General features: G+C 69.4%; 21 protein-coding genes. 11 read left to right on the forward strand and 10 right to left on the reverse strand.

Translation table 11 applies throughout. The annotated features are described in order from the left end of the window. Positions 1-53: 53 nt before the first annotated feature. Complete coding sequence (locus OL358_RS09985) at positions 54-1,769, forward strand: glycerol-3-phosphate dehydrogenase/oxidase (RefSeq protein ID WP_264709818.1); 1,716 nt, start codon at positions 54-56, stop codon at positions 1,767-1,769. A 48-nt stretch (positions 1,770-1,817) separates the two neighbouring features. After that, complete coding sequence (glpK, locus tag OL358_RS09990) at positions 1,818-3,380, forward strand: glycerol kinase GlpK (RefSeq protein ID WP_413631385.1); 1,563 nt, start codon at positions 1,818-1,820, stop codon at positions 3,378-3,380. Between the two features lie 2 nt (positions 3,381-3,382). On the opposite strand, the gene OL358_RS09995 is transcribed toward glpK, so the two are convergent. Together OL358_RS09995 and OL358_RS10000 are read right to left on the reverse strand one after the other, a co-directional pair. Continuing rightward, positions 3,383-4,255, reverse strand: a complete 873-nt coding sequence (locus tag OL358_RS09995; RefSeq protein ID WP_264709820.1) for an Fpg/Nei family DNA glycosylase — start codon at positions 4,253-4,255, stop codon at positions 3,383-3,385. A 34-nt stretch (positions 4,256-4,289) separates the two neighbouring features. Then, on the reverse strand, positions 4,290-4,856 hold the full coding sequence (locus OL358_RS10000) for a GNAT family N-acetyltransferase (protein ID WP_264709821.1): 567 nt from the start codon (positions 4,854-4,856) through the stop codon (positions 4,290-4,292). Between the two features lie 248 nt (positions 4,857-5,104). On the opposite strand from OL358_RS10000, the gene OL358_RS10005 reads away from it, so the two are divergent. Further along, the gene (locus OL358_RS10005; protein ID WP_264709822.1) at positions 5,105-5,947 is read left to right on the forward strand and encodes an endonuclease domain-containing protein; all 843 of its coding nucleotides are present in this window, start codon (positions 5,105-5,107) and stop codon (positions 5,945-5,947) included. Positions 5,948-6,168: 221 nt separating this feature from the next. Here OL358_RS10005 and trpS read toward each other — a convergent pair whose 3' ends face one another. The 8 genes from trpS to sdhC all read right to left on the reverse strand — a co-directional run bounded on the left by trpS (position 6,169) and on the right by sdhC (position 14,275). Then, positions 6,169-7,173 (reverse strand): tryptophan--tRNA ligase, encoded by a 1,005-nt coding sequence (gene trpS, locus OL358_RS10010; RefSeq protein WP_264709823.1) that lies wholly within the window; start codon positions 7,171-7,173, stop codon positions 6,169-6,171. A gap of 90 nt (positions 7,174-7,263) precedes the next feature. Then, positions 7,264-8,112 (reverse strand): exodeoxyribonuclease III, encoded by an 849-nt coding sequence (locus OL358_RS10015; protein WP_264709824.1) that lies wholly within the window; start codon positions 8,110-8,112, stop codon positions 7,264-7,266. Between the two features lie 54 nt (positions 8,113-8,166). Next, on the reverse strand, positions 8,167-9,492 hold the full coding sequence (locus OL358_RS10020) for a YihY/virulence factor BrkB family protein (protein ID WP_264709825.1): 1,326 nt from the start codon (positions 9,490-9,492) through the stop codon (positions 8,167-8,169). A 9-nt stretch (positions 9,493-9,501) separates the two neighbouring features. Beyond that, positions 9,502-10,734 carry an MFS transporter gene (locus tag OL358_RS10025; RefSeq protein ID WP_264709826.1) on the reverse strand — a complete coding sequence of 411 codons (1,233 nt, stop codon included), beginning with the start codon at positions 10,732-10,734 and terminating at the stop codon, positions 9,502-9,504. Positions 10,735-10,744: 10 nt separating this feature from the next. Beyond that, positions 10,745-11,533: a succinate dehydrogenase iron-sulfur subunit gene (locus OL358_RS10030; protein WP_264709827.1), complete on the reverse strand. Its 789-nt coding sequence runs from the start codon at positions 11,531-11,533 to the stop codon at positions 10,745-10,747. Continuing rightward, on the reverse strand, positions 11,533-13,359 hold the full coding sequence (gene sdhA, locus OL358_RS10035; protein ID WP_264709828.1) for a succinate dehydrogenase flavoprotein subunit: 1,827 nt from the start codon (positions 13,357-13,359) through the stop codon (positions 11,533-11,535). Before sdhA ends, OL358_RS10030 begins: the two co-directional genes overlap by 1 nt. Positions 13,360-13,388: 29 nt before the next feature. Next, positions 13,389-13,838 (reverse strand): succinate dehydrogenase hydrophobic membrane anchor subunit, encoded by a 450-nt coding sequence (locus OL358_RS10040; RefSeq protein ID WP_264709829.1) that lies wholly within the window; start codon positions 13,836-13,838, stop codon positions 13,389-13,391. Beyond that, a complete protein-coding gene (sdhC, locus tag OL358_RS10045) occupies positions 13,838-14,275 on the reverse strand; it encodes a succinate dehydrogenase, cytochrome b556 subunit (RefSeq protein ID WP_264709830.1) in 438 nt (145 codons plus the stop codon). Before sdhC ends, OL358_RS10040 begins: the two co-directional genes overlap by 1 nt. A gap of 265 nt (positions 14,276-14,540) precedes the next feature. Between sdhC and OL358_RS10050 the strand changes: the two genes are divergently transcribed. The 8 genes from OL358_RS10050 to OL358_RS10085 all read left to right on the forward strand — a co-directional run bounded on the left by OL358_RS10050 (position 14,541) and on the right by OL358_RS10085 (position 24,112). Further along, complete coding sequence (locus tag OL358_RS10050; protein WP_264709831.1) at positions 14,541-15,656, forward strand: mannose-1-phosphate guanylyltransferase; 1,116 nt, start codon at positions 14,541-14,543, stop codon at positions 15,654-15,656. 216 nt (positions 15,657-15,872) lie between these two features. Next, on the forward strand, positions 15,873-16,997 hold the full coding sequence (locus OL358_RS10055; protein ID WP_264709832.1) for a BMP family lipoprotein: 1,125 nt from the start codon (positions 15,873-15,875) through the stop codon (positions 16,995-16,997). A gap of 100 nt (positions 16,998-17,097) precedes the next feature. Continuing rightward, the gene (locus OL358_RS10060; RefSeq protein ID WP_264709833.1) at positions 17,098-18,615 is read left to right on the forward strand and encodes an ABC transporter ATP-binding protein; all 1,518 of its coding nucleotides are present in this window, start codon (positions 17,098-17,100) and stop codon (positions 18,613-18,615) included. Next, positions 18,612-19,949: an ABC transporter permease gene (locus tag OL358_RS10065; protein ID WP_264709834.1), complete on the forward strand. Its 1,338-nt coding sequence runs from the start codon at positions 18,612-18,614 to the stop codon at positions 19,947-19,949. Before OL358_RS10060 ends, OL358_RS10065 begins: the two co-directional genes overlap by 4 nt. Further along, complete coding sequence (locus tag OL358_RS10070) at positions 19,946-21,238, forward strand: ABC transporter permease (protein WP_264709835.1); 1,293 nt, start codon at positions 19,946-19,948, stop codon at positions 21,236-21,238. Before OL358_RS10065 ends, OL358_RS10070 begins: the two co-directional genes overlap by 4 nt. A gap of 9 nt (positions 21,239-21,247) precedes the next feature. Then, a complete protein-coding gene (locus OL358_RS10075) occupies positions 21,248-21,649 on the forward strand; it encodes a cytidine deaminase (RefSeq protein ID WP_056121682.1) in 402 nt (133 codons plus the stop codon). Further along, positions 21,646-22,938, forward strand: a complete 1,293-nt coding sequence (locus OL358_RS10080) for a thymidine phosphorylase (protein WP_264709836.1) — start codon at positions 21,646-21,648, stop codon at positions 22,936-22,938. Before OL358_RS10075 ends, OL358_RS10080 begins: the two co-directional genes overlap by 4 nt. 58 nt (positions 22,939-22,996) lie before the next feature. Further along, positions 22,997-24,112, forward strand: a complete 1,116-nt coding sequence (locus OL358_RS10085) for an adenosine deaminase (protein ID WP_264709837.1) — start codon at positions 22,997-22,999, stop codon at positions 24,110-24,112. The last annotated feature ends 97 nt before the right edge of the window (positions 24,113-24,209 follow it).

A 24,209-nucleotide genomic window follows, 5' to 3' on the forward strand; every position in this document is an offset into this window, starting at 1 on the left:
GCCAGGAGTGACATCATGGAGGCACTTGCGAGCACACCACCACGGGGGAATCGATGGCCGAGGGCACGACACGAGGATTCGACGCACTGAAGCGGCGCCCGTATGCGGACGTGCTCATCGTCGGCGGAGGGATCAACGGCCTGGCCACCTTCCGCGACCTCGCGATGCAGGGCGTCGACGTGGCGCTGGTCGAGCGCGACGACTTCATCAGCGGGGCATCCGCCGCCTCTTCGCACATGATCCACGGCGGCATCCGCTACCTCGAGAACGGCGAGTTCCGGCTCGTCCACGAGGCGGTCACCGAGCGCAACGGCCTCCTGCGGATCGCCCCGCACTACGTGCGCCCGCTCCAGACGACCATTCCGATCTTCTCCACCTTCTCGGGTGTGCTCAGCGCGCCGCTGCGCTTCCTGCGCCACGGCGGCGGGAAGCACACCGAACGCGGCGCTGCGCTCATCAAGATCGGCCTCGTCATCTACGACTCGTTCTCCCGCGGAGGCGGGCGCGTCCCGCGCCACACCTTCCGTGGCCGAAAGCGCTCGCTGCACGATCTCCCCGAGCTCAACCCCGGCGTGAAATACACCGCCACGTACTGGGATGCCTCGCTCCACGACCCCGAGCGGCTCGCGATCGACGTGCTCCGCGACGGGCGCGCGGCCGGCGGCGACCAGGCCCGAGCCGCGAACTACACCGCCGCCGCAGGCACGCAGGACGGCAAGGTGGTGCTGCGCGACCTCCTCACCGGCGAAGAGCTGCCGTTCGCGGCATCCGTCGTCATCAACGCCTCAGGACCCTGGACCGACCTCACGAACTTCGCCCTCGGTGACCCGACGCGCTACATGGGCGGCACCAAGGGCTCGCACATCGTGCTCGACCACCCCGAGCTGCTGGCCGCGACCGGCGGGCGAGAGCTGTTCTTCGAGAACGCCGACGGCCGCATCGTGCTCATCTACCCCCTCAAGGGGCGCGTGCTGGTGGGTACCACGGACCTCGAGCACGACATGAGCGACCCGATCGTGTGCACCGAGCCCGAGGTCGACTACTTCATCGACCTCATCGGCCAGGTCCTCCCGCGCATCACCGTGGACCGCTCGCAGATCGTGTACCGGTTCTCGGGGGTGCGGCCCCTTCCAGGACACGGAGACGTGGCGCCCGGCTTCGTCTCGCGCGACTACCGCGTCGAGTCCGCGCCGCTCGTGGGCGGCGACACCACCGTGCTCACGCTCGTCGGGGGCAAGTGGACAACATTCCGGGCGTCGGCCGAGCACCTCGCCGATCGCGCGCTGGAACTGCTGGCCCGCCCGCGCCGCCGCTCCACCAAGGGCGTCGCGATCGGCGGCGGCAAGGGATTCCCGACGACGGAGCGCGCGCGGCAGCAGTGGATCGCCGGTCATTCGGAGGGCCTGCCGGCGGCGCGCGTCGCCACGCTCCTCGACCGCTACGGGACGGTAGCGATCACGGTGATCTCCGCGATCGCCGCGGACCCGTCCGACGCGGAGCTCGCGCACCTGCCCGGATACAGCACCGCTGAGCTGCGCCACCTCGCGGTGACGGAGGACGTCGTGCACCTCGCCGACCTGCTGATGCGGCGTACGAGCATCGCGTTCGTCGGGTCGGCCTCCGAGGCCGCAGTGGCCGAGATCGCCTCCGCGGTGGCACCCGTCCTCGGCTGGGACGCCGCTCGTGTCGCCGTCGAGGTCGAGCGAGGACTCGACCGCGTGCACGCCGCCGATCCGACGTGGGCCGCGGCATCCGCCGCCTCGCGATAACCTGACCGCAGCCCGGGGCGACGACCCCCGGGCACCGTGCGGGCGGCGATGCCCGCGAGGAAGGAGCCGGCGTTGGCCGATCACGTTCTGGCGATCGATCAGGGGACCACGTCGACCCGGGCGATCGTCTTCGATCCCGCCGGCGCGGTCGTGTCGGTCTCGCAGCGCGAGCACGAGCAGATCTTCCCCAAGGCGGGCTGGGTCGAGCACGATCCGGTCGAGATCTGGACGAACACCGAGTGGGTGATCGCGTCGTGCCTGTCGCGGGCCGGGGTCGCGGCATCCGACATCGCCGCGGTCGGGGTGACGAATCAACGCGAGACCGCCGTGGTGTGGGACCGCCGCACCGGCCGGCCCGTGCACAACGCGATCGTGTGGCAGGACACCCGCACCCAGCCGCGGATCGACGAGCTCGCCGCGGACGGCGGCACAGGGCGGTTCGCCGAATCGACGGGTCTGCCGCTGGCGACCTACTTCTCGGCGTCGAAGGTCGCCTGGATCCTCGACAACGTGCCGGGGGCGAGGGATGCCGCGCAGGCCGGAGATCTCGTGTTCGGCACCACCGACACGTGGGTGATCTGGAACCTCACCGGCGGCGCCCGTGGCGGCATCCACGTCACCGACGTCACCAACGCCTCCCGCACGCTGCTGATGGACCTGCGCACCCTCGACTGGTCCGACGAGCTGCTGGCCGTGTGGGGGATCCCGCGATCGATGATGCCCGCGATCCGGTCGTCGTCCGAGGTCGTCGGCACGACGCAGCTGCCGGATGTGCTGCACGGCACGCCCATCGCCGGCATCCTCGGCGACCAGCAGGCGGCCACCTTCGGCCAGGCGGCGTTCGAGGCCGGCGAGTCGAAGAACACGTACGGCACCGGCAACTTCCTGCTCGTCAACACCGGCACCGACATCGTGCGCTCCGACAGCGGGCTCATCACGACCGTCGCCTACCGCTGCGGCGACGAGCCCGCGCGCTATGCCCTCGAGGGCTCGATCGCCGTCACGGGGTCGCTCGTGCAGTGGCTGCGTGACAACCTCGGGATCATCCAGCGATCCGAAGACGTCGAGACCCTCGCCGCCACCGTCGACGACAACGGCGGCGCCTACTTCGTCCCCGCGTTCTCGGGCCTCTACGCGCCGTACTGGCGTCCTGACGCGCGTGGCGCGCTCGTCGGGATGACCAGGTACGTGAACAAGGCGCACATCGCGCGCGCGGCGCTCGAGTCGACGGCCTTCCAGACCCGCGACGTGATCGAGGCGGTCGTCGCCGACACCGGCCGCGACCTCGACGAGCTGCGCGTCGACGGCGGCATGACCCGCAATGACACCCTCATGCAGTTCCAGGCCGACATCCTCGGCATCCCCGTCGTGCGACCGAAGGTGGTCGAGACCACCGCGCTCGGTGCCGCCTACGCGGCAGGCCTCGCCACCGGCGTGTGGACCGGCCGCGAGACGCTGCGCGCGCACTGGCAGGAGGACGTGCGGTTCGAGCCGCGCATGCCCGAGGATGAGCGCGAACGCCGGTACCGCCTGTGGCAGAAGGCCGTGTCGAAGTCGCTCGACTGGGTGGACGACGACGCCCGCACGCTCATGGGCACGACCGGCCGGTAGCTCTACTTCAGCAGGCGCGACAGCCGGCGGTCCGCGAGGATCTTGCCGCCGGTCTGGCACGTCGGGCAGTACTCGAGCGAGTTGTCGGCGAAGAACACGCTGCGCACTTCGTCGCCGCACACCGGGCATGTCTGGCCGCGTCGGCCGTGGACCTTCATTCCCCGCCGTTTGGCGTCCTTGAGTTCTGCAGGAGGCTTGCCGGATGCCTCGGCCACGGCCTCGGTCAGCGTCTCGGTCATCGCCTGGAACAGCCGGTCGATGTCGGCATCGTCGAGCGTGGACGCGAGGGCGTAGGGCGACATCTTCGCGGCGTGCAGGATCTCGTCGGAGTAGGCGTTGCCGACCCCGGCGATCGTGGCCTGGTCTCGCAGGACGCCCTTGATCTGCGTGCGTCGCCCCGCCAGCAGGCCGGCGAGGGTGTCGCGCGTGAAGGCGGCATCGAGCGGATCCGGACCGAGCCGTGCGATGCCGGGGACATCGGCCGAGTCGCGCACGACGTAGACAGCGAGCGACTTCTTCGTGCCCGCCTCGGTGAGGTCGAATCCCGAGCCGTCCGACAGCGCGACCCGCAGGGCGATCGGCGTCTTGCCCGGCCGGATCAGGGTCGTGGGCAGCTGATCGTAGAACCGGAGCCAGCCGGCCTTCGCCAGGTGGAACACCAGGTGAGCGTCACCCGCCGGCCCGGTCGTCGCGAGGTCGACGAACTTGCCGTGGCGTGCCACCGCATCGATGCGCGCACCCTTCAGCGCGTCGACCGGTGGATCGTACGTCTTGAGCGCGGCGATGTTCGCAACCATGACGCGAGTCACCTCGAGGCCGATGACACGTCCGCGGAGGAACTCGACCAGTCCCTGCACCTCGGGCATCTCGGGCATGCGGCCCATCCTGCCACGCGGTGCGGACGCGAGGTCAGATTTCGAGGACCGGCCAGGGCTGCGGCATCCGGTCGTCGTCCTTCAGCAGCGCGGCGATCCAGCCGTCGTCGCGGTACTTCGCGTTCGCGAGCGCCATGCGCAGCAGACCCTCGTAGCGGAAGCCCAGCGCGCTCGCGACGCGCGCCGAGGCGACGTTCCCCACCACCGCGCGCCACTCGATGCGCGAGAGCGCGGGACCGTCGGCCGAGAAGCCCCAGTCGATCACCGCGTTCGCGGCCTCGCGCAGCCGGCCGCCGCCGCGGGAGTCCGGTGCCATCCAGAAGCCGATCTCGCCGTTGCCGTCGCCGTCCATGCGGTAGAGGCCGATCGTGCCGATGAGCCGGTCGTGCTCCCGGATGCCCCACGTCACGTGACGACCCTCGTCCCAATCCTTCGGGACACGTTCGACGAACTGCTCGGCATGGGTGCGCTCGTAGGGGAAGGGGACCGGGGTGTAGCGCTGGATGCCGGCATCCTGGCACGCCGCGAAGATCGCATCGACGTCCTCTTCGCGCGGGAGTGCGAGTTCGAGCCGGGGCGTGCGGAGGACGACAGGCTGCATCGGGCCAGGCTATCCCGGGCGGCGGGAGGGGAGGAGCTGGCTGCCGCAGCCGCCGCGTACCCAACTCAGGATCGGCCGAAGCAGGCCGGTCGTCGTGCCGGTGATTCACGGGCTGCCCGCAGCAGCGGACGCCGCCTCCTCCTGAGCACGGTACGGCGACTCCTCCCCTGTCCTCGAGGTGCGTGAGCTTTCCACGGCCAGGCACGGTGCCGCGATGCGCCGGGAGCACGATCCGGGACCCTACCCGGATGCGCTTCGACGTGTTCAGCCGTGCCGATCTCTTCCGAGAGGGGCATACTCGCAGGTCGATCCAGTCCGCGGTGCGTCGCGGCCTCTTGATCCATGCTCGCCGGGATCGCTATCTTCCCGCCGACGCTCCCGAGGCCCTGGTGCGTGCGGTTCGCGTCGGTGGTCGCCTCACATGCCTCTCGCTCCTGGCGTTGCTCGGCGTGTTCGTCCTCGAGAACCGCAGACTGCATGTCCATCTCGCCTACACCTCGAGCCGGCTCAGCTCACCGCACCATCGCGGGAGCCCTCTCGGCGGCGCCGCTCGACGCGGGCTCCGGCTCCACTGGATGTCGCTCGTCGACGAGTGTGCCGGCGGTGCTGTCGGTCTCGTGGACGCCCTCATCCACGCCGTTCTCTGCCAACCCCCTCGGGCCGCCGTCGCAACGCTCGACAGCGCGCTGAACCGAGGGCTGATCGACATCGCACAACTCGCGATGGTGTTCGCGGGACTCCCCGCGCGGTACTCGGCGCTCGCGCCACTCGTCGACGGGCGTGCGGAATCCGGGCCCGAAACCCTCGTGCGGCTCATGGCGCGAGCGCTCGGATGCCATGTTGAGCTCCAAGTGACGTTCGAGGGGATCGGTCGTGTGGACCTCGTGCTCGACGGCTGGTTGGTCGTCGAGTGCGACAGCAAGCAGTTTCATGCGAGTTGGGCGGCGCAGGCCAGGGATCGTGAGCGGGATGCTGCGCTCGCAGCTCTCGGCTACTCGACGTTGCGGCTCTCGGCAGCGATGGTCATGTACCGGCCCGAGTCGGTGCTCGCGGCTCTCCGCGGCCTGATCGGCGCGCAGCGGATGTCCTGAGACACCAGTCGTCGCCCAGCCACCCGGGCGCCCCTACCGTACTCAGGATAGAAACCGTGCACGTCCGGGCACGAAGCGGTCCGCTCGCATTTCGGCGCGCTCATCCTGAGTACGGTACGCGGAGGCCGGGCGGAGGACCCGGCGGGCGGAGGACCCGGCGGGGCGGAGGGGCTCAGACCGGGCGGAGGATCAGGCCGGGCGGAGGATCAGGCCGGGCGGGCTCAGACCCGGCGGAGGAGACCGACCTTGTCGTAGACGTCGGCGAGGGTCGCGTCGGCGACGGCATCGGCCTTGGCGGCGTTCGCCGCGAGCACGCGGTCGAGTTCGGCGGGGTCGGCGAGCAGGTCGAGGGCGCGCTGGCGCACGGGACCGAATTCCTCCACCACGACCTCGGCGAGGCCCTTCTTGAAGTCGCCGTACCCCCGGCCGGCGTACTCGTCCTCGATCGCCGGGATCTGGCGACCGGTGAGGGCGGCGTAGATCACGAGCAGGTTCGAGACGCCGGGCTTCGCGTCGCGGTCGTAGCGCACCGTGCCGTCGCTGTCGGTGACCGCGCGCATGATCTTCTTCGCGCTCGCCGCCGGGTCGTCGAGGAGCCACAGCACGCCCGCATCGGACTCGGCCGACTTCGACATCTTCGCCCCCGGGTTCTGGAGGTCGTAGATGCGCGCCGTCTCCTTCTGGATCACGGGCATCGGCACCGTGAACGTCGTGCCGTAGCGGCTGTTGAAGCGCTCGGCGAGGTCGCGCGTCAGCTCGACGTGCTGCTTCTGGTCATCGCCGACGGGCACGATGTCGGTCTGATAGAGCAGGATGTCGGCAGCCATCAGCACCGGGTAGGTGAACAGTCCGACCGACGCCGCGTCGGCGCCGTAGCGCTGCGACTTGTCCTTGAACTGCGTCATCCGTCCGGCCTCGCCGAAGCCGGTGATCGTCGAGAGGATCCACGCCAGCTCGGCGTGCGCGCGCACGTGCGACTGCACGTACAGCGTGGATTTGGAGGGCTCGATCCCCGCAGCGATGTACTGCGCGGCGGTGCGGCGGGTCTTCTCGCGCAGCTCGGCCGGATCGTTCGGCTGCGTCAGCGCGTGCAGGTCGACGACCGAGAAGAACGCGTCGTACGACTCCTGCAGGTCGCGCCACTGCAGGAGCGCCCCGATGTAGTTGCCGATCTGCAGGGAGTCGGCGGAAGGCTGCATTCCGGAGTACAGGCGCGGTTTGCTCACCCGACAATCCTAGGGTCGCGCCGCACCCACCCGAACCGCGCACCTACCGGGGAGAGGGAACGAGCGGATGCCGCGCCCGGCGACGCAGGTTCAGTCGCCGATCGCGTAGTCGGCCACGACGGGGGAGTGGTCGCTCCACCGGGTGTCCCACGACGGCGCACGCACCACCCGGTAGTTCGACACGCGCTCCGCGAGGGCGGGAGTGGCGAGGTGGTAGTCGATGCGCCAGCCGCTGTCGTTGTCGAACGCCCTGCCGCGCATGGACCACCACGTGTACGGGCCGTCGACCTCGCCGTGCGCGGCCCGGCCGACGTCGACCCAGCCGAGGCCCGTTCCCGTCGATCCGTCGACGCCCGCGACCTGCTCGCCGGCGGCGCCGAGGAAGCGATCGAAGTACGCGCGTTCGCGGGGGAGGAACCCGGCCTTCTTGACGTTGCCCTTCCAGTTGCGGATGTCGAGCTCGCGGTGGCCGACATTGAGGTCGCCCATCACGACGGCGAGCGGGGAGGACTGCTCGAGCTGCGGCATCCGCTTCTCCATGGCGTCGAGGAACGCCCATTTGGCATCCTGCCGAGGGGTGTCGGCCTCGCCGGTGTGGACGTAGGCGCTCACGACCGTGAGGCGCTCGCCGTCGATGTCGAGGTCGGCTTCGATCCAGCGGCCCGCGGAGTCGAGCGGTTCGGGTCCGAGCACGCGGCGCACGTCGACGGCGGGCAGGCGCGTGGCGATCGCGACGCCGGCGCGGCCCTTGGCGAGCGCCTCGTCGTTCACGAGCTCCCAGCCCGGGAGTGCGGTCTGCAGCTCCTCGAGCGTCGCGCGCACCTCTTGCAGGGCCATGACGTCGACGTCGGCCTCGTCGAGCCACTCGATCATGCCCTTGCGGGTTGCGGCGCGGATGCCGTTGACGTTGACGGAGGCGATGCGGACTCGGCGTGACACGCTCGCCAGCCTAACCGGGCCCACCGACACCCTCGTTCCCCGCGGCGGCCGTCGTCAGTGCTTCGCTCGGGCGCCTCGGGCGGACTCCGTCGCGGATACCGCGGCCGCGGTCGCGGGGTCTGCCTTGGCCGGATCGACGTGCTTGGGAAGCGTGACGCCCGGCACCGTCTTGGCGCGAGGATCGGGCGGTGCGACCTCCTGCACCTGGCGCAGCTCCACCTCGGCCTCGTGCACGGCCCGGTCGGCGAGAGGCACGCGCCACCATTTCGCCTGCGCACGGGCGTCCTTCGCGGTGCGCAGGCGCACCTTCGCGGCGAGGACGAGGGCGGCATGCTCGGCGGCGAGCCGCTCCGCCTCGGTCTGGGGCAGGAGCACGACGTCGCGATCGCGCGCGGCGACGGCGACCCAGGATGCCGCGGTCAGCAGGACGATGCCCATCATGCGGAACCACAGCAGCATCCCGATGAAGAACGCGAACCCCGCGAGGAGGGGGTTCGACGGCGTGTAGCTCAGCAGCAGCCCCGCGGCCAGCTGAAGGACGGTCAGGCCGGCACCGCCGATCATCGCTCCGGGCCAGATGCGGCGCCAGGGGAGCTTCGTGCCCGTCAGGAAGCGAAACAGGCCGACCAGGGCGGTCGACGTGACGGCGAAGCCGATGAAAAGCGAGCCGAGCTTCACGGAGACGTCGACGAGACCGCTCGCCTGCCCCCGGCCCAGGAGCGAGAAGAGCCACTCCATGGTGAGGCTGCCGACCGTGCTCAGCGCGCCGCCGAGGATCAGGGCGGCGCCGAAGATGATGGCGGCGAGCAGGTCGCGCGCCTTGAGCAGGAAGTAGCTGCGGCGGTCGGGCGGGATCGCGAACAGCTCGCGCACTGCGCGGCGGGTGTAGGTCACCCAGTCGATGGCTGTCCAGATCAGGGCGCCGAGCGCGATGACACCCGTCCACCCCAGGACGCCGGCGTTCGTCGACGCGATCTGCTGCACCTCCTCGGGGGTCGCGAAGTTGCTCTCGTCCGAGATGAGGTTGGGGATGTAGCTGTTGATGAGGTCGATCAGATGATCGACCGCCTCGGTGCTGCCCCCGAGCCACAGCCCCGCGATCGCGAACACGAGGTAGATCGCCGCGAAGCACGCGAAGAGTGCGACGTAGCTCACGCCCGCCGACAGCAGGAACCCGTTCTCGACGAGGAAGTTGCGCCATACCCGCACCGGGAACCACTCCATGGTGGCCTGGGTGAGCCGCGTCGCCCGGCTGATGGGTGCGTCGAAGCGCTGCCGGAGGCTGTGCTCCGTCTGCTCCCACCGCTCACGCAGAGACTCCTCCTCGCGCTGCGCGGCGTCCGCCGCCGCGCGGGCGTCCGGCGGGGGCGTCTGCGTCACGGTGTCAGATTACCGACTGCGGGTGTCGTCCGACGCCGCCACGGCGACCGTCGCTCGCGGCACCGTCCGGAAGCGCGGCACGGCGAGCAGGATCGCGGCCAGCGCGACGGCAGGCAGTAGGAACGCGATGCCGAGGCCCGGTCCCTCAGCGAGCAGGCCGACGACGACGGCGCCGAGGATCGCGCCGGCGTAGTTGAAGAGGTTCACCCGCGCGATGACCTGGTCGCTGTGCTCCGGCGCGAGCTCACCTGCGGCGCCGAAGGTCACCGGGATGAGCACGCCCGCGCTGACGCCGGCGAGCGCGAAGCCGATGATCGCGGCGACCGGGAACGGCAGCAGGGCGATGATCACGCAGCCGACGGCGGAGACGGATGCCGCGATCGCGACGAGTCGCCCGCGGCCGAGCACGGGCACCAGGCGATCGGTGGCCAGTCGTGTGATGAGCACGACGGCCTGGTACACGGCGTAGCCGAGCGGTGCGATCCAGGCGAGCGCCGCGAGATCGTCCTGCAGGTAGACCGTGCTCCACGTGCTCACGGCGGAGTCGGCGACGAAGACCGCGAGGATGACGAGCCCGAAAGCCCAGATGCCCGCGCGGGGCAGCTTGGCGCGCTCTGCCTTCGGCAGGGCCTCGTCGATCGGCACCTCCCGCGCGAAGAACCGGAGACCGCCGAGGGCGACGGCCAGCGCGATGACGGCGGCGCACGTCAGCGCGACACCGGCGCCGACTGCGGACAGCGCGACCCACGACACGAGCAGCGCTCCGGCGATGGCGGCGGCTGTCGCGGCGGCGAAGAAGCCGCCCAGCAGGTGACGTCCGTAGGCCCGCTGCACGGCGACACCCTGCATGGCCGCTGCGGCATCGACGCAGCCGAGGCCGATGCCGAAAACGGCGAACGCGCCGGCGAAGACGGGAAACTCGGTCGGCAGGGCGATCACGGGCAGAGCGACAGCCTGCACGATGAGGCCGAACGCGAGCGCAGTCCTGCTGCCCCATCGCACGGCGACCGCGTTCGCGATCACCGAGCCGAGGGCTGCGGTCAGCGCCACGCCGAGCACGAGGATCGTGACGATGTCGTCGCCGACGCCCTGGCGCTCCTTGAGAGCGGGCAGGGACGTCACGATGACGGCATAGCCGAGACCCTGCGCCGCGTAGGCGGCGGTCACCGCGATGCGGGCCGAGCGGAGGGTAGGAGGAACGGACGGGGCGAGGGGCGCGTCGTTGCGCTGCGACTGTGTCACGCAGGGAAGCTTAGGGCCGGCCGCGCAGAACCGCCTGCTTCACCTCGGCGATCGCCTTGGTGACCTCGATGCCACGGGGGCACGCCTCGGTGCAGTTGAAGGTCGTGCGGCAGCGCCACACGCCCTCCTTGTCGTTGAGGATGTCGAGGCGCACGTCGCCGGCGTCGTCGCGCGAGTCGAAGATGAAGCGGTGCGCGTTCACGATCGCGGCGGGGCCGAAGTACTGCCCGTCGGTCCAGAAGACCGGGCACGACGACGTGCACGCGGCGCACAGGATGCACTTCGTGGTGTCGTCGAAGACCTCGCGGTCGACGATCGACTGGATGCGCTCCTTGCCCGCCTCGGGCTTCGAGTTCGCGATGAGGAACGGCTGCACCTCGCGGTAGGAGGCGAAGAACGGCTCCATGTCGACGACGAGGTCCTTCTCGAGCGGCAGACCCTTGATCGCCTCGACGTAGATCGGCTGCGAGATGTCGAGATCCTTGATCAGCGTCTTGCAGGCCAGGCGGTTGCGGCCGTTGATGCGCATCGCGTCGGAGCCGCAGATGCCGTGCGCGCACGAGCGGCGGAACGTCAGCGACCCGTCGACCTCCCACTTGATCTTGTGGAGCGCGTCGAGGACGCGGTCGGTGGAGTACAGCTCCACGTCGTAGTCGACCCAGCGCGGCTCCTCGTCGACCTCTGGATCGAACCGGCGGATGATGAACGTCACGAGGAACGACTGGATGCCGGTATCGGCCGGGGTCTCCACGTCGGTGGTCGCCTCCGAGGGCGCGTCGACTGCGACGAGGCTCGCCATCAGTACTTCCTCTCCATCGGCGGGTAGTTCAACTCGCCCTTCTCGTTCTTCGTGAAGACGACGGGCTTCCAGCCGAGGCGGATGTGGTCCTCTGAGTGCGAGGAACCCGCGTCGCCCGACAGGTACGCCATCGTGTGCTGCATGAAGTTCTCGTCGTCGCGCTTCGGGAAGTCGTCGCGCATGTGACCGCCGCGGCTCTCCTTGCGGTTGCGGGCCGTGACGACGACGACCTCGGCGATGTCGAGCAGGAAGCCCAGCTCGACGGCCTCGAGCAGGTCGGTGTTGAACCGCTTGCCCTTGTCGTCGACGTGGACGTTCTTGAAGCGCTCGCGCAGTTCCTCGATGACGTCGAGCACCTCGCCGAGGGACTCGTCGGTGCGGAACACCTGGGCCTTGCGGTCCATCTCGTCCTGCAGCCTCTTGCGCAGCACGGCGATCCGCTCGGTGCCCTGGTTGTTGCGCAGCCCCTCGATGAGGCCGCGCACCTCGGCGGCGGGGTCTTCGGGGAGCGCCACGAACTCGGCGGTCTTGACGTACTCGACGGCGTTGCGCCCCGCGCGCTTGCCGAAGACGTTGATGTCGAGGAGCGAGTTGGTTCCCAGGCGGTTCGACCCGTGCACCGACACGCACGCGCACTCGCCGGCGGCGTAGAGGCCCGGCACGACGGTGGTGTTGTCGGCGAGCACCTGGGCGTCGTTGTTGGTCGGGATGCCGCCCATCGCGTAGTGCGCGGTGGGCATGACCGGCACCGGCTCGACCACCGGGTCGACGCCCAGATAGGTGCGCGCGAACTCGGTGATGTCGGGGAGCTTCGTCTCGAGCACCTCGGCGCCGAGGTGGGTGCAGTCCAGGAGCACGTAGTCGCGGTGCGGGCCCGCGCCGCGGCCCTCGGCAACCTCCTGGACCATGCAGCGGCTCACGATGTCGCGCGGCGCCAGGTCCTTGATGGTCGGGGCGTAGCGCTCCATGAAGCGCTCGCCCGACACGTTGCGCAGGATCGCGCCCTCACCGCGGGCACCTTCGGTGAGCAGGATGCCGAGCCCGGCCAGGCCGGTCGGGTGGAACTGGAAGAACTCCATGTCCTCCAGCGGCAGGCCCTTGCGCCAGATGATTCCGACGCCGTCGCCGGTGAGGGTGTGGGCGTTGGAGGTCGTCTTGAAGATCTTTCCGAAGCCGCCCGTGGCGAAGATCACGGCCTTCGACTGGAAGACGTGCAGGTCGCCGGTGGCCAGCTCGTACGCGACGACGCCCGCGATCTCGGTCTTGCCGGCGGCATCCTTCACCGTGATCAGATCGAGCACGTAGAACTCGTTGAAGAAGTTGATGCCGAGCTTGACGCAGTTCTGGAACAGCGTCTGCAGGATCATGTGGCCGGTGCGGTCGGCGGCATAGCACGCGCGGCGCACGGGGGTCTTGCCGTGATCGGCGGTGTGCCCGCCGAAGCGGCGCTGGTCGATCTTGCCCTCGGGGGTGCGGTTGAACGGCAGACCCATGTTCTCGAGGTCGATGACCGCGTCGATCGCCTCTTTCGCGAGGATCTCGGCCGCGTCCTGGTCGACGAGGTAGTCGCCGCCCTTGACGGTGTCGAAGGTGTGCCACTCCCACGAGTCCTCTTCGACGTTCGCGAGTGCCGCGGCCATGCCGCCCTGCGCCGCGCCCGTGTGCGAGCGGGTGGGGTAGAGCTTCGAGATGACGGCGGTCCTGGCGCCGGGGCCGGCCTCGATCGCCGCTCGCATGCCGGCGCCGCCGGCGCCCACGATGACGATGTCGAACTGGTGGTAGTGGACGCCGTCCTTGACGTAGGAGTCGGTGGTCTCAGTGCTCACAGAAGTGCTTTCGGTGGTCGGGGATGCCGCTACGAGCAGATCGCGATCATGGAGTCGGTCGCGGTGTCGATGTCGAAGCCGATGCAGGGGTCGAACGTGAACACCACGAGCGTGCCGAGGAGAATGAGGAAGGCGGCCGACAGCCACAGCGCCCACACGAGCACCTTGCGGGTGCCGTCGTGGGTGACGTAGTCGTTGACGACGGTGCGCATGCCGTTCGCGCCGTGGATCAGGGCGAGCCACAGCATGAGGACGTCCCACCACTGCCAGAAGGGCGTGGCGAACTTTCCGGCGACGAATGCGAAGTCGATCTGGTGGATGCCGGTGTTCGTCATGAGGTTGACGAACAGATGCCCGAAGATCAGCACCAGCAGCAGCACGCCCGAGACGCGCATGTAGATCCAGCCCCACTTCTCGAGGTTCGGACCCTTGCGGCGGACGGTGGTGCGGGGAGCGCGGGGCTCGGCGATGGTCGCCATCAGTGGCCCCCCTGCCCGAGCTCGGAGAAGACGTTGATGAGGTGGCGCGGCACGAAGCCGAGCATCGTCACCACCCACAGGCCCAGTACGCCCCACCAGAGCTGGCGCTGCATGCGCGTGGCCCACGAGAACATGTCCACGAGGATGATGCGCAGGCCGTTGTAGGCGTGGTACGCGACCGCCCCGACCAGCGCGACCTCACCGAGGCCCATGATCGGGTTCTTGTAGGTGCCGATGACGGCGTTGTACGCGTCGGGTGAGACGCGGATCAGCGCGGTGTCGAGCACGTGGACCAGCAGGAAGAAGAAGATCGCGATGCCGGTGATGCGGTGCAGCACCCACGACCACATGCCTTCGTTCCCGCGGTACAGGGTGCCGCGGGGGACTCGGGACGTGGTCTCGGATACCGACGGTGTGACGCGTGCTGGTGCAGACACGGCCGTCCTCCCTGGATCGAACATGATGGGGCGGAAACGATGCCCCTGGGGTGACCCGGCACTGTCGGCTCGGGCCATCGGCGTCACGCGGGCGCTCCCTCCATCCTATGGCGGCTTCACGGGAAGCGGCGACGTAGGCGTGCCTTAGTCCCCCTCCATCCGGGGGGACCTTCACGACTGGAAAGAACACGTGATCTTTCCGGATGCCTCGGCCTGCGGCATCCGCCCGCCGTGGCGATCAGGGTCCCCGGATACTCTTGTGAACATGTCAGAGCCGATCGACGACTTCTACGCAGTGATCCCCGCGGGCGGGATCGGGAGCCGCCTGTGGCCGCTCTCACGTGCCGATGCGCCCAAGTTCCTGCACGACCTGACCGGGTCCGGTCAGACCCTGCTGCGCGACACCTGGGACAGGCTCGAACCGCTGGCCGGCCCCGATCGCATCGCGGTGGTCACAGGGCGAGCACATCGCGCGGCGGTCGAGGAGGAGCTGCTCGGTATCCCCGACATGAACGTGTTCCTCGAGTCCGAGCCGCGCGACTCGACGGCCGCGATCGGGCTCGCCGCGGCCGTGCTCTCGCGCCGCGAGCCCGACGTCATCATCGGCTCCTTCGCGGCAGACCATGTGATCCGGGTGTCGCACCTGTTCGACTGGGCGGTCCGCCAGGCGGTCGCCACGGCGCGCGAGGGATACATCTGCACGATCGGCATCTCACCGTCGGAGCCGTCCGTCGGATTCGGGTACATCCGCAAGGGCTCCGAGCTCGTGATCGACGGCGCGCCCGAGGCGGCACTCGTGGACAGTTTCGTCGAGAAACCCGGCTTGGAGACGGCGAAGGAGTACTTCGCGGACCGGTCCTACATGTGGAACGCCGGAATGTTCATCAGTCGTGCGGATGTGCTGCTCGGCGAGATCGCCGAGAACGAGCCGGAGCTGCACGCCGGGCTGATGGAGCTCGCCGAGGCGTGGGACGACCGCGAGCTGCGCGGACCGGTCGTGGACCGGGTGTGGCCCACGCTGAAGAAGATCGCGATCGACTACTCCGTCGCCGAGCCGGCCGCCGCGCGCGGTCGCCTCGCCGTGATCCCGGGGCACTTCGACTGGGATGACGTGGGCGACTTCGCCAGCCTCGCCAAGCTGAACTCCGGCGGCCGAAAGAACGATCTCGCCATCCTCGGCGAGAACGCGAGGGTCCTGTCGGATGCCGCGAGCGGCATCGTCGTGAGTCAGACCTCGCGCGTGATCAGCCTGATCGGCGTCCGCGACATCGTGGTCGTCGACACCGAGGACGCGCTGCTGGTGACGACGAGCGAGCACGCGCAGCGGGTGAAGGGCGTCGTCGACGCGCTCAAGCTCAACGGGCGCGGCGACGTGCTGTAAGCCGGGCGGCTGTGCCGCGACGATCTCGTCGCACTCGTGTCGAGCGCCGCCGATGCCCGTCTTCGGGCCCCCTCGGGTGTCGGCGGTGTATCGAGACATTGCGTCTTTGTAACCATTCGGCCTACGAGCCTCGCCGCGACTGCAACCCCCGCGTCACAGTGGGTAACTTTGTGCAGTCCCCGTGATGGACGCGGGGCCGTACAACTGGAGGCTGAGTTGACCATCTCACGCACCAAGAAGCTCGCCGGTGTCGTTGCCGCCGCGGGCCTTCTCGTCGCCCTCGCGGGCTGCGGCGCCGCACCCGAAGCCGCGCCGACCTCGAGCGAGTCCGCCCCTTCGGTCGTGGAGGGCTTCAAGCCCTGCCTCGTCTCGGACGACGGCGGCTTCAACGACAAGTCGTTCAACCAGTCCGCACTGACGGGCATGGAGACGGCCGCCGAGGAGCTGGATGTCGAGTTCATCCAGGTCGAGTCGTCGTCGGCCAACGACTACGCGCCGAACCTCGAGAACCTGGTGGCCGAAGGCTGCACGTTCATCGTCGCCGTCGGCTTCAAGCTCTCGGCCGACACGATCGCCTCGGCGACCGCGAACCCCGAGATCGACTACGCGATCATCGACGACTCGGCCGACACCGACTTCAACGGTGAGACCGACGCGCCCAACATCAAGCCCCTCCTGTTCGACACGGTGCAGGCCGCCTACCTCGGTGGCTACGCCGCTGCGGCATGGTCCGACGCTGCCGGCGTCAACAAGGTCGGCACCTTCGGCGGCATCCAGATCCCGCCGGTGACGATCTTCATGGACGGCTTCGTCGACGGCGTCGCCAAGTTCAACGAGGACAAGGGCACCGACGTCCAGACCGTGGGCTGGGACGTCGAGACTCAGGAGGGCTCGTTCACCGGTGGCTTCGCCGCGAACGACACCGCCAAGCAGACCGCCCAGGGCATCCTCGACCAGGGTGTCGACGTGGTCCTGCCCGTCGGCGGCCCGATCTACCAGAGCGCTGCGGCGGCGATCACCGATGCCGACTCGGACGCGCTGCTGATCGGCGTCGACTCCGACCTCGCCGTCGTCGACCCGTCGGTCGCCGACCTGGTGCTCTTCTCGATCATGAAGCGCATCGACGTGGCCGTCCACGACGCGACCATGCAGGCAGCGACCGGCGACTTCGACGTCACGCCGTACGTCGGCACGCTCGAGAACGAGGGCGTCGGCCTGTCCGGCTTCGGCGCTTTCGAGTCCGAGCTGCCCGACGGCCTGGTCGACGAGCTGACCGCCCTGCAGGAGGCGATCATCTCCGGCGAGCTCGAGGTGACCTCGCCCAGCTCGCCCGCGCAGTGACCTCGACGTAGTCGAACCGACTGCTGACCGCGGCCGGGTGGATCAGTCCACCCGGCCGCGGTTCTTCCAGCCCGATGGAGACACTGGATAAGGTGCAGATATGAAGCTCGAGCTCCGTGGGATCACGAAGCGCTTCGGATCACTCGTCGCGAACGACCACATCGATCTCGTGGTCCAGCCCGGAGAGATCCACGCCCTGCTGGGCGAGAATGGCGCAGGCAAGTCCACGCTGATGAACGTCCTCTACGGCCTGTATCAGGCCGACGAGGGGGAGATCCTCCTCGACGACGTCGTACAGCATTTCCGCGGCCCTGGCGATGCCATGGCCGCAGGGATCGGCATGGTGCACCAGCACTTCATGCTCATCCCGGTGTTCACCGTCGCCGAGAACGTCATGCTCGGCCACGAGAGCACGAAGGCGCTGGGCGCCCTCGACCTGAACAAGGCCCGGCAGCATGTGCGCGATGTGGCGCAGCGCTTCGGCTTCGAGGTCGACCCCGACGCGATCGTCGGCGACCTGCCGGTCGGTGTGCAGCAGCGCGTCGAGATCATCAAGGCCCTGTCGCGCGACGCGAAGGTGCTCGTGTTCGACGAGCCCACCGCGGTGCTGACGCCGCAGGAGACCGACGAGCTGATGGCGATCATGCGTCAGCTCCGCGACGAGGGCACGTCCATCGTCTTCATCACGCACAAGCTGCGCGAGGTTCGGGCGGTGGCGGACCGCATCACCGTCATCCGCCTCGGCAAGGTCGTCGGCGAGGCATCGCCCACCGCGACCAACGCCGAGCTCGCCTCGCTCATGGTGGGCCGCGCCGTCGAGCTCACGGTCCACAAGGACGCACCCAGGATCGGCGAAGGCGGCCTCTCCGTCACCGGCCTGCAGGTGCTCACCCCGACCGGAGCCGTCGTCGTCGACAACGTCAGCTTCGACGTCCGTCCCGGGGAAGTCGTCGCGCTCGCAGGTGTGCAGGGCAACGGGCAGACCGAGCTCGTCGAGGCCATCGTCGGCCTCGCCGACCGGGTGTCCGGGTCGATCACGCTCGGCGGGGTCGAACTCGTCGGCAGGAGCGTGCGCGGCATCCTCGACGAAGGCGTCGGGTTCGTGCCCGAGGATCGCACCGAGGACGGCCTCGTGGGCGGGTTCTCCGTCGCCGAGAACCTCATCCTCGACCGCTCGGGCGACAGCGAGTTCGCGCGCGGCGGGACCATCCGGCGTGCGGCGCTCGACGAGTTCGCCAAGGCGCGGATCGCCGAGTACGACATCCGCACCCAGGGTCCCGACATCCCCGCCGGCACGCTCTCGGGCGGAAACCAGCAGAAGGTCGTCATCGCACGCGAGATGAGCCGCGAGCTGAAGCTGCTGGTCGCGGCGCAGCCGACCCGCGGCGTCGACGTCGGATCGATCGAGTTCATCCACACGCGGATCGTCGAGACGCGCGATGCCGGCGTGCCGGTGCTCGTCGTATCGACCGAACTCGACGAGGTCGCGGCGCTCGCCGACCGCATCGCCGTGATGTACCGCGGCGCGATCGTGGGCATCGTGCCCGGCGACACCCCGCGTGACGTGCTGGGTCTGATGATGGCGGGCGAGACGCCGGGGAACGGGGTGGCCGCGTGAGCGACGACGGCAAGGGCCAGACGCCGGGAGCGTCCGAGCCCGTCAAGGGACTTCCCCCGGAGCAGCTGCCGACGGTGTCGGGGCCGCTCACGGGCAGCGCGGACACGGAGGTCCTCCCTCCGCCGCGACAGAACGTCGCCATCAAGGAGATGCTCCGCAGCAACTGGGTGACCACGATCCTCGCGATCGTCGTCGCGATGGTCGTCGGCGGCATCCTGATCGCCCTCACCGACGAAGATGTGCGCGAGACATCCGTCTACTTCTTCGCGCGGCCCGGCGACACCCTCGTCGCCATCTGGAACTCGGTGTACGGCGGCTACGAGGCGCTGTTCCGCGGCGCGATCTTCAACCCGCGGGCTCCCGACTTCGCGACGCAGATCCGCCCGCTCACGAACACCCTCGGGTTCGCAGCGCCGCTGATCGCCGCCGGTCTCGGCGTGGCGCTGGCGTTCCGCGTCGGCCTGTTCAACATCGGCGGCCGCGGTCAGATGCTCATCGCGTGCGCCGTGGCCGCGCTCGTGACGTTCAACCTCGACCTGCCGATGTTCATCCACCTGCCCCTCACCCTCGCGGCCGGCATCGCCGGCGGTGCGATCTGGGGCGGCATCGTCGGAGTCCTCAAGGCCCGCACCGGTGCGCACGAGGTCATCCTGACGATCATGCTCAACTACGTCGCGTTCTACCTCGTGGCGTGGATGGTGCGCACCCCCGGGCTGCTCCAGCGCGCCGCCGAAGACCAGCCGATCTCCGACCCGACGCCGCCCAGCGCCCAGTTCCCGGCGCTCCTCGGCGACCGGTTCCCGCTGCTGGACTGGGGTTTCGTCATCGTCATCGGCGCGACCGTTTTCGTGTGGTGGCTCGTGGAGCGCTCGAGCCTCGGCTTCCGCCTGCGCGCGGTGGGAGAGAACCCGCACGCCGCCCGCGCGGCCGGCATCTCGGTGCAGCGCATGTACATCTACGCGATGCTGTTCGCCGGTGGACTGGCGGGCCTCGCGGCGATGAATCAGATCCAGGGTTCCGTCACCAGCGGATTCGACGGCTACATCGACGCCGGCATCGGCTTCGACGCGATCACCGTCGCCCTCCTGGGGCGCAGCCGTGCGTGGGGCGTGTTCGCCGCAGGCATCCTGTTCGGCGCACTCAAGGCGGGCTCGTTCACGATGCAGGCCTCGCAGGGCATCCCCGTCGACATCGTTCTCATCGTGCAGTCGCTCATCGTGCTGTTCATCGCGGCCCCGCCGCTGATCAGGGCGATCTTCTTCCTGCCGAAGACCGATGCCGAGAAGGCCGCCAAGGCGAGAGCCAAGTCCGCGAAGAAGGCGGTGAACGCATGACCGCTCTGGCTCCTTCGACCGCCGCGGACGGCACGATCCAGCTCGCCACCGTGAAGGTGCGCCACTGGAAGCTCGCCATCAGCCTCGGGATCGTCAGCATCCTGCTCTTCCTCCTTTTCCTGCTCGTTCCGCGCGGCGGGGTCAGCACGTTCCGACTCAACGACCGGACGTCGTCGATCGAGCTCCCCGACGTGACCGTGCCGGCCGCGGCGACCTGCTGGGGCGTGCTCGTCGTGCTGGTGCTGCTCACGCTCTGGGCGGCGTGGGATGCCTGGTCCTACCGCCGCACCGGCACGTGGCTGCCGATCGTCTACGGACTGCTGGCGATCTTCGCGTTCCTGACGTGGGCCGCGGCATCCTCGCAGGCTTCGGTGCCCGTCACCGGACTGCTCTTCGGCGCCCTGTCGCTGTCGATCCCGCTGATCTTCGGTGCGCTGGGCGGTGTCATCGGCGAGCGGGTCGGCGTGGTGAACGTCGCGATCGAGGGCCAGTTCCTGCTCGGAGCGTTCAGCGCGGCGCTGCTGGCGAGCATCACGGGCAACCCGTTCGTGGGTCTGATCGGAGCGATGGTCGGCGGTGTCCTCGTCGCCTTCGTGCTCGCCGCGTTCTCGATCAAGTACCTGGTCGACCAGGTCATCGTCGGTGTCGTGCTCAACGTCCTCGTGACGGGTCTCACCGGATTCCTCTACGGGGCGCTGCTGGTACCGAACGAGGAGTTCCTCAATCGTCCGGTGCGTTTCACGCGCTGGGAGATCCCCGTCCTCGGCGACATCCCGATCATCGGACCCGTGCTCTTCAACCAGACGTTCATCGTCTACTTGATGTACTTCACGGTCGCGATCGTGGCCTGGGGCCTCTACCGCACCCGCTGGGGTCTGCGTCTGCGCGCCGTCGGCGAGCACCCGCAGGCGGCCGACACCGTCGGCATCAAGGTGAACACCAGCCGTTTCTGGAACGTCTCGCTCGCGGGCGCGATCGCCGGCATCGGCGGCGCGTACTTCACGCTCGTCTCGGTGGGGCAGTTCACGAAGGAGATGACGGCGGGCCTCGGCTTCATCGCCCTCGCCGCGGTCATCTTCGGCCGATGGGACCCGATCCGCGCCACGCTGGCGGCGCTCCTGTTCGGGTTCGCGACGAACCTGCAGAACCTGCTGACAGTGCTCAAGACGCCGATCCCGAGCGAGTTCATGCTGATGCTGCCCTACCTCGTCACCATCATCGCGGTGGCCGGATTCGCCGGGCAGATCAGGGGTCCCGCGGCCGCGGGCAAACCATACATCAAGGGCTGAGAGGCGTTCGTGACGGACATCGACTGGGATGAGCTGCGTGCCGCCGCAACGGATGCCATGCAGCGCGCGTACGCGCCGTACTCGCGCTACAAGGTCGGCGCCGCCGCCCTCGTGACGGACGGGCGCATCGTGACCGGCTGCAACGTCGAGAACGCGTCCTACGGCGTCGGCCTGTGCGCCGAATGCGGACTCGTGAGCGAGCTGCAGATGTCCGGTGGCGGCAATCTCGTCGCGTTCGTCTGCGTGAATGGCCACGGCGACACGATCATGCCGTGCGGACGCTGCCGGCAGCTCCTGTACGAATTCGCGATCCCGGGGATGCTGCTCGAGACCGTGTCCGGCATCCGCACGATCGACGAGGTCCTGCCCGACGCGTTCGGTCCCCGCGACCTGGAAGAGGCCGCACGATGACTGACGTGGAACCCTATGACGCCGTCGACGTGATCCGGACGAAGCGCGACGGCGGCGAGGTATCGGAGCCGGCGCTGCGCTGGATGGTCGACGCATACACGCGCGGCTACGTCGCCGACTCGCAGATGGCGGCGTTCGCGATGGCGGTGCTCCTCAACGGCATGGGCCGGGACGAGATCCGCGTGATGACCGACGCGATGATCGCCTCGGGCGAGCGCATGAGCTTCGCCGGCCTGGGCAAGCCGACCGTCGACAAGCACTCGACCGGCGGGGTGGGCGACAAGATCACGCTGCCGCTCGCGCCGCTCGTGGCGGCGTTCGGCGTCGCGGTGCCGCAGCTCTCCGGGCGCGGACTCGGCCACACCGGCGGCACCCTCGACAAGCTCGAGTCGATTCCCGGCTGGCGCGCGGCGCTGTCGAACGACGAGATGTTCGCGCAGCTGCGCGAGGTCGGTGCGGTCATCTGCGCCGCGGGATCGGGCCTCGCGCCCGCCGACAAGAAGCTCTACGCGCTGCGCGACGTCACCGGCACGGTCGAGGCGATCCCGCTGATCGCGTCGAGCATCATGTCGAAGAAGATCGCCGAGGGCACCGATTCGCTCGTGCTCGACGTCAAGTTCGGCTCGGGGGCGTTCATGCGCGACGTCGACCGTGCCCGTGAGCTGGCCCGCACGATGGTCGCCCTCGGCACTGACTCCGGGGTCTCGACGACGGCGCTGCTGACCGACATGAACACGCCGCTCGGACTCGCGATCGGAAACGCGAACGAGGTGCGGGAGTCCGTCGAGGTGCTCGCCGGCGGCGGTCCCGCCGACGTGGTCGAGCTGACGGTCGCGCTCGCGCGCGAGATGCTCGCACTGGCGGGCCAGCCCGACGCCGACGTCGAGGCAGCGCTCCACGACGGTCGTGCGATGGACGCGTGGCGCGCCATGATCCTTGCGCAGGACGGCGATCCGGATGCCGCGCTCCCGGCCCCGAACGAGACGCACACCGTGACCGCGCCGACCTCGGGCTTCGTGACGAGCATCGAGGCACTGCCCTTCGGCATCGCCGCGTGGCGTCTGGGCGCGGGCCGCGCACGGGCGCAGGATCCGGTGCTGCACGCCGCCGGCATCGATCTGCACGCCAAGCCCGGCGACCGGATCGAAGCCGGACAGCCGCTGTTCACCCTGCTCGGCGAGGATGCGTCGCGGTTCGATCGCGCGCTCGACGCCCTCGAGGGCGCGTGGCAGATCGGGGCCGATGCTCCGGCAGCGAGCCCCCTCGTGCTCGAGCGCATCACGGCCTAGGCTCAGCATCCGCCGCCCTTTCACCGACGTCCCCACAACGGCTCCCGAGGAGATCACCATGCCCATCGACCAGCACGCCGACGCACTTCTCGACGGGGTGTCGATCCGGGGCCTGCCGAAGGTCTCGCTGCATGACCACCTCGACGGCGGGGTGCGCCCGGCGACGATCATCGAGCTGGCGGACGCCATCGGACTCGACGTGCCTGAGACCGACGCCGATGACCTTGCGGACTGGTTCGCCGAGAAGAGCGACTCGGGCTCGCTCGTCGAGTGCCTCAAGACGTTCGACCTCACGACCGCGGTCATGCAGACCCGCGAAGGGCTCACCCGCGTCGCGCGGGAGTTCGTCGAGGATCTTGCCGCCGACGGCGTCATCTACGGAGAAGTGCGCTGGGCTCCCGAGCAGCACCTCGGTCGGGGCCTTTCGCTCGACGAGGTCGTCGAGGCGGTCCAGGAAGGCATCGAGGCGGGCGAGGATGCCGCCGAGGGCCAGGGACGCGACATCCGAGTCGGTCAGCTCATCACCGCGATGCGGCACACCGACCGTTCGCTCGAGATCGCTCGGCTCGCCGTGGACTGGCGCACGCGTGGTGCCGTCGGGTTCGACATCGCCGGACCCGAAGACGGATTCCCCGCCTCCAACCACCGCGAGGCGTTCGACTACCTCGCGGCGGAGTTCTTCCCGGCGACCGTGCACGCCGGGGAGGCGGCCGGTCTGGACTCGATCCGATCCGCGCTCATCGACGGGCGCGCACTGCGGCTGGGGCACGGCGTGCGGATCGCGGAGGATCTGGAGGTGGTCTCGCGCGCGGGCGAAGAGGTGCTCGTGCAGTTCGGCGACCTCGCCCGCTGGGTGCGCGACCGTGAGATCCCGCTCGAGCTGTCGCCGTCGTCGAACCTGCAGACCGGGGCGATCGAGCGCTGGGGCACGACGATCGAGGATCACCCCTTCGACCTGCTGTACCAGCTCGGTTTCGCGGTGACCGTGAACGTGGACAACCGCACGATGAGCCGCACGTCGCTCACGCGCGAGCTCGCGCTGCTGGCAGAGACCTTCGAGTACAGCCTCGACGACCTCGAGGCGTTCCAGCTCAACGCCGCCGCCGGGGCTTTCCTCCCGGTCGAGGAGCGCGAGGAGCTGATCGAGCTGATCGCCGAGGGCTTCGGCGCCTGACGGCCGCCCGGCTGGTCCTCCCGCCTCGTTCTGCGGCCCCGGTCGGCGGCCTCGGTCGTCGGTCTTCTCCATCGCGAGCAGGAGGTCTCCGCGTCGC

Source organism: Microbacterium sp. SSM24, from assembly GCF_025989145.1.
GTDB lineage: Bacteria > Actinomycetota > Actinomycetes > Actinomycetales > Microbacteriaceae > Microbacterium.

Bases quoted from the DNA above. Each gene is read 5' to 3' on its own strand.
- OL358_RS09985 (WP_264709818.1), top strand. From the start codon at position 54: ATGGCCGAGGGCACGACACGAGGATTCGACGCACTGAAGCGGCGCCCG.
- glpK (WP_413631385.1), top strand. From the start codon at position 1,818: ATGCCCGCGAGGAAGGAGCCGGCGTTGGCCGATCACGTTCTGGCGATC.
- OL358_RS09995 (WP_264709820.1), bottom strand. From the start codon at position 4,255: ATGCCCGAGATGCCCGAGGTGCAGGGACTGGTCGAGTTCCTCCGCGGA.
- OL358_RS10000 (WP_264709821.1), bottom strand. From the start codon at position 4,856: ATGCAGCCTGTCGTCCTCCGCACGCCCCGGCTCGAACTCGCACTCCCG.
- OL358_RS10005 (WP_264709822.1), top strand. From the start codon at position 5,105: ATGCGCTTCGACGTGTTCAGCCGTGCCGATCTCTTCCGAGAGGGGCAT.
- OL358_RS10030 (WP_264709827.1), bottom strand. From the start codon at position 11,533: ATGGCGAGCCTCGTCGCAGTCGACGCGCCCTCGGAGGCGACCACCGAC.
- OL358_RS10040 (WP_264709829.1), bottom strand. From the start codon at position 13,838: ATGGCGACCATCGCCGAGCCCCGCGCTCCCCGCACCACCGTCCGCCGC.
- OL358_RS10050 (WP_264709831.1), top strand. From the start codon at position 14,541: ATGTCAGAGCCGATCGACGACTTCTACGCAGTGATCCCCGCGGGCGGG.
- OL358_RS10060 (WP_264709833.1), top strand. From the start codon at position 17,098: ATGAAGCTCGAGCTCCGTGGGATCACGAAGCGCTTCGGATCACTCGTC.
- OL358_RS10070 (WP_264709835.1), top strand. From the start codon at position 19,946: ATGACCGCTCTGGCTCCTTCGACCGCCGCGGACGGCACGATCCAGCTC.
- OL358_RS10080 (WP_264709836.1), top strand. From the start codon at position 21,646: ATGACTGACGTGGAACCCTATGACGCCGTCGACGTGATCCGGACGAAG.
- OL358_RS10085 (WP_264709837.1), top strand. From the start codon at position 22,997: ATGCCCATCGACCAGCACGCCGACGCACTTCTCGACGGGGTGTCGATC.